We start from the raw sequence: 5189 nt of genomic DNA on the forward strand, positions 1-5189 counted from the left end.
CGCCGGGGAAGAAGCGGCGGCGACTGCGGGTGCCCCGGCCGGGCACGTTCAGCAATCCGCTGCTGCTCCTCGCGGCGGCGGCGCTCGTCGTCGGCGCGGTGCTCGGTTCCTGGCTGCCGCTCGCGGCGGGGTGGCTCCTGGCCTGGGCCTCGCGCCGGCTCAGCACCAACGAGTCCAAGGTCGCCGTGATCGGAATTCCGGTGCTCTCGCTCGCCGCCGGAGCCGTCTGGCTGTGGGGGCGCAGCGAGGGCCGCTGGGGGGAGCCGCTCGCGCGGGACGAGTGGAGCGCGGCGATCTCCGACACGTGGCCGTCCGTGGTGCGTATCGCCGCGATCTCCTCCGCGCTCTTCCTCGTCTGGCGCTCGCAGCGCACACCGAAGGGGAAGGGGTGACGGGCGGCTGCGGCGGTCGCTGCGCCGGTGGCGGGTGCGCGAGGTCGAGGTGATTGCGCCCCGGCCCGTTCACGGACGTCCGCGAGGCTGGGGGGCGCGGTGCGCGGTGCGTGGTGTGAAGATCGGGAGAGCTGGTCATCGGGAAAACGGATCATGCGCCACGGGAGGGAGAGGGTCGTCCTCCCCTGTCGCCCCTCTCGCCGTCACTCGCGCACGGGCCCGAGCCCACTGGGCGAGCGGGGTAGCCGTGCCGCCTGAGAGACTGGGGCCATGCCCCAGGACATAGCCCCCAGCGACGCCGTGACCAGCCAGGACCCCGAGGCCGACGCCTCCGCCGTACCGCTCAGCGAGCGGACCGACGGCGGTCCGGTGGTCGGGTTCGACCTCGACATGACGCTCGTGGACTCGCGGCGCGGGATCGGCGCGGTCTACCGGGCGCTCGCGGCGGAGACCGGCGCGGACATCGACGTGGATCTCGTGACGAGCCGGCTCGGGCCGCCGCTGGAGCACGAGATGGCGAACTGGTTCCCGCCGGAGCGCGTCGTCGCGATGAGCGACCGCTACCGGGCGCTCTACCCCGAACACGCGATCGCCGACACGACGGCGATGCCGGGCGCGCGGGAGGCGTTCGCGGCGGTACGGGCCGCGGGCGGGCGCGTGCTCGTCGTGACCGCGAAGAACCGCGCGCACGCCGCGCTGCACCTCAGCCACCTCGACCTGGAACCCGACCTGCTGATCGGCGGACTGTGGGCGGAGGCCAAGGGCACGGCGCTGCGCGCGCAGGGCGCCTCGGTGTACGTGGGCGACCACATCGGGGACGTGCGCGGGGCCCGTACGGCGGACGCGGTGGCGGTCGCCGTGGCGACGGGGCCGTGCGACGAGGAGGAACTGCGGGCGGCGGGGGCCGACGTGGTCCTGACGACGCTCGACGCGTTCGCGGGGTGGCTGGGGGAGTACGTGGCGGGGGCGACGAGCAGCGGGGCCGGGGCGCGGGGTGTTGGGGGTATGTGAGGCGGGGTGGCGCGCGGTGGTGCCGGTCGTGCGGCCTTCGGTGGCGTGCGGGGACGCTGTGGGGCTGGTGGGTGACCGATGGGGCGCTGCGGTGTGATCGTCAGTCAGGGAGCTGTGGACGACGCGCGGTTCGCGCGTACGCCGCTCACTCGTAGGGGTGAGGCGTTGTGCGGGTTTCCCGGACTTGTCCACAGATGTGGCGTGAGGGGGTGGGGAGCGGGGGTGGTTTTGGAAGAATGGTATTGGGGCCGCCCCCTGGGAGGGCGGGGGCTGTCCGCTGACGGGGCGTGAGCGGGGGCGCTTACCGATGCTTGGCGGCTGGCGGCTGGCGGCTGGCGGCTGGCGGCTGGCGGCTGGCGGCTGGCGGCTGGCGGCTGACCGCTGACCCCTGGCGGCTAACGGCTTGCGGACTGCGCCATGGCGCCTGCGGACTCACAGATGTGGCCCCATCGCTGTGGCCGGACAGCTCCGGCCTGCGGTCTGGCTGTATTGACCCACAAGGTTGTTCACGCGGCTGATCGGTGGTTGGCCGCCGAGTGCGGTGTGGCCGCCCTCCGTGAGACCGGTCTCCCGCTTCAAGCGCCCGCCGCCCCCAGCGCTCCCACCCGCCGTACCAGCACCCGCTACGCCCCCGCGCTTCGCCTTCCCGCCAAGATGCCCCGTACGACCCCCGTTCCCGCGAGCAGCAGCCCCACCCCCATCAACATGCACACCGCGTACGCCACGCTCGGGAAGGGGTCGGTGTGCAGGAAGAGGGGCGCGAGCGTGATGAGGGTCGCGACGGCGCCGATGACGAAGACGATGCCGCCGGTGACGATGAGGCGGTCGCCGGGGCCGGGCTCCTGGGCAGGGGTTTTGTCAGGCACCGCCCCAGGGTAGTTCCCCGGCCCGGGGCGCCGTGGCTACGGGGAGCCCCGCCCGCGCTCGGCAACGGGAGTACGCAGGCTCCGTATCAAGACTCACCGCCGGCTTCCGCCCCGCTGCCTTGAGCGATGTCCCGTTGGCCGGACGGCCACCGGACACCGCCCCGAGCGATTGAACCCAGCCCGAAAACGGGCCACCGGTCGAAGCCACCGACGACCGTCCGGAAACGCCTGCTCAGGGCTCCTCAAACGCGCCAGGTCTCCCTACGAGGGCCCCACCACTCCGAGGAACACCGCCCGCCCACGGCGCCGATCCTTTCGCCCCCGCCGCCCAGCGGGCTCCCGCCCTGGATGCCGTACGCGCCGGACTCGACGTCTCCGACGTTCGCCAGAAGCCCCACCGAACGCCCTCTGTCCCGCTTCCCGCCGCCCCCATGCCGCTCCCGGACGTCCCCGCCCGCCCCCGAGAAGGTGACGCCCGGTCCGTCGAAGTTGTCGCTCAGCCGGGCCGGCACGTCCCCGCCGATCGGCGTCGTCACCGTCGCGGTGCACAACCACTCCCACGTGGCCCGCCCTTGGCGGCGTACGACGCGGGGTTGCCGGGCGGGTCGTCGAGCACAACGGAGACGGCCCCCTCCGGCGTCGATGATCTCCGTGCCCGCCTACACGTCCGCGAGGTTCCCGTCACCCTCGGCCATGGCGTGCGTCCCCAGCTCCAGGAACGCCCCCATGGTCGGCCGGGCCGGCTTCGACCGCCGCGCGTACGTCCCGGGGCCGCTCGATCGTGGCCGTCTCACCACCGCCCCCCGCCCCCTCACCGCTCGGCCCCGCCCCGCACCCCCGCCCCGGCCCCCTCCGGGCTCCCGCCGTTCACAGCGGTGGAACCGCCGCGTATCCGGGCGCGATTAAGGCCGCGTGTCCCTGGGGAGAGCCCCGGTAAGGTGTGCGGCGGCAGCACGAAGACAGCGTCCGGCCCCGTCCGGGACCGATCGAGGGAGCGTGTGCTTTGCCTACCGGCAAGGTCAAATGGTTCAACAGCGAGAAGGGCTTCGGCTTCCTCTCGCGTGACGACGGCGGTGACGTCTTCGTCCATTCCTCGGCGTTGCCACAGGACGTGGAGACGCTCAAGCCGGGCCAGCGCGTCGAGTTCGGGGTCGTGGCCGGGCAGCGCGGGGATCAGGCGCTCACGGTGACGGTCCTCGACCCGGCCCCTTCGGTCGCCGCGGCCCAACGCCGTAAACCCGATGAGCTGGCCTCGATCGTCCAGGACCTCACGACCCTCCTGGAGGGCGTCGCCCAGCAGCTCGAACGCGGTCGCTACCCCGACCGCGCGAGCGGCGCCAAGACCGCCAACCTCCTGCGCGCGGTCGCGGACCAGCTCGACGTCTGAGCGGGTCCGCACGGGGGCGGTACGGGACCGGCGGTACGGGAACCAGAAGCGCACGCGAGCGCACCGCGCACCCGCACCCGCGCCGCCACACCTCGCCCCCGGGGCCTGAACCGCCCCGGCGAGCCAGCCGCGCCGCCCCGGCCAGCAGTACGCGTCGTACGGCCCGGCCGAGCCCGCCCACTCTCGGCGCTCACGCCACACCGGCGGACCCCCGCAAGCCCGCCGCCCCGTTCCCTCGACCCAAGCCGACCCCAGCCGACCCAAGCCGACCAGCCCAACCCAAGCCGCCCGGGCCGAACCACGGCAGCCAGCCCGGCCCGGCCCAGCTCACGCCAACCCAGCTCACGCCAACTCACGCCAGCCGACCGACTCCCCCCCGCCGTCACCCGAAGTCCAGCGCCTCCGCCCGGACCTCCGGTACCAGCCCCTGCTCCGCCGCCCGTCCCAGCAGTCCCCGCACCGCTCCGTAGCCGTCCGCGCCCAGGTCCTCGGTGAACTCGTTGGCGTAGAGGCCGATGTGCTGCTCCGCGACCGCCGGGTCCATCTCCTGCGCGTGCGCGGCCACGTACGGCCGGGACGCCTCCGGGTCGGCCCAGGCCATGCGGACCGAGGTGCGGATCGTGTCCGCCAGCGCGCGCAGCCGCTCGGTGCCGAGGGAGCGCTTCGCGACGATCGCGCCGAGCGGGATCGGCAGGCCCGTCGTGGACTCCCAGTGCTCGCCCATGTCGGCGGCCTTGTGCAGCCCGTAGTTCTGGTACGTGAAGCGCGCCTCGTGAATCACGAGCCCGGCGTCCACGCGGCCGTCCCGCACCGCGGGCATGATCTGGTCGAAGGGCATGACGACGATCTCACCGACCCCGCCGGGGACCGTGTCCGCCGCCCACAGCCGGAAGAGCAGGTACGCCGTCGAGCGCTCGCTGGGCACCGCGACCTTCGCGCCGCTCAGGTCCTGGCCCGCCTCGCGCGTCAGCACGAGCGGCCCGCAGCCTCGCCCGAGCGCGCCCCCGCAGGGCAGAAGCGTGTACTCCTCCAGAATCCACGGCAGCACCGCGTAGGAGACCTTGAGGACCTCGGGGGAGGCGTCCCCGCCGCGCTCCGCGATGCCGTTCGTGATGTCGATGTCCGCGAACGTCACCTCGGGCGCCGCCGCGCCCGGCACCCGGCCGTGCGCCCAGGCGTCGAAGACGAAGGTGTCGTTGGGGCACGGCGAGTACGCGATACGCAGCATCTCCGGCAGCCCCCCGCCGGAGGCCGTTCCCTCCGCGCCCGCGCCCGTCTCCGTCACCGTCATCCCGCCGCCTCCTTATCATCCGCCCCCGTCGCGTACCCCTTCATGGTGCACCCACCGGGCCGCGCACGAGGCGGCGGGCACCCCCGGCCGTAGCGCCCGCGCCGCCCGCGCCGCTCGTCGCCCGCCTCGCCCGCCGCCCGCCTCGCCCGCCACCCGCCGCGCTCACACGTAGCGGTGTGCCTCCTGGAAGACCGGCGCGAGCGCCGTGAAGGCGGTGGTCAGGACGGCGAGCGCTTCCGGGA

4 protein-coding genes and 1 pseudogene are annotated in these 5189 nt (G+C 74.1%); 3 read left to right on the forward strand and 2 right to left on the reverse strand.

The window, feature by feature from the left end; all coding sequences use genetic code 11:
- Both SSBG_RS16445 and SSBG_RS16450 read left to right on the forward strand, forming a co-directional pair.
- A pseudogene (locus tag SSBG_RS16445) lies at positions 1 to 392 on the forward strand (hypothetical protein); the annotation flags it as partial.
- 270 nt (positions 393 to 662) lie between these two features.
- A complete protein-coding gene (locus tag SSBG_RS16450) occupies positions 663 to 1403 on the forward strand; it encodes an HAD hydrolase-like protein (protein WP_037869942.1) in 741 nt (246 codons plus the stop codon).
- A 623-nt stretch (positions 1404 to 2026) separates the two neighbouring features.
- Here the strand turns inward: SSBG_RS16450 and SSBG_RS16455 are convergent.
- A complete protein-coding gene (locus SSBG_RS16455) occupies positions 2027 to 2269 on the reverse strand; it encodes a hypothetical protein (protein ID WP_008747224.1) in 243 nt (80 codons plus the stop codon).
- Between the two features lie 1003 nt (positions 2270 to 3272).
- Between SSBG_RS16455 and SSBG_RS35840 the strand changes: the two genes are divergently transcribed.
- Complete coding sequence (locus SSBG_RS35840) at positions 3273 to 3656, forward strand: cold-shock protein (RefSeq protein ID WP_008747227.1); 384 nt, start codon at positions 3273 to 3275, stop codon at positions 3654 to 3656.
- 382 nt (positions 3657 to 4038) lie between these two features.
- Here the strand turns inward: SSBG_RS35840 and SSBG_RS16470 are convergent, their stop codons facing one another.
- A complete protein-coding gene (locus SSBG_RS16470) occupies positions 4039 to 4947 on the reverse strand; it encodes a 1,4-dihydroxy-6-naphthoate synthase (protein ID WP_037869943.1) in 909 nt (302 codons plus the stop codon).
- Positions 4948 to 5189 lie beyond the last annotated feature (242 nt).

It is taken from the genome of Streptomyces sp. SPB074, assembly GCF_000154905.1.
Lineage (GTDB): Bacteria > Actinomycetota > Actinomycetes > Streptomycetales > Streptomycetaceae > Streptomyces.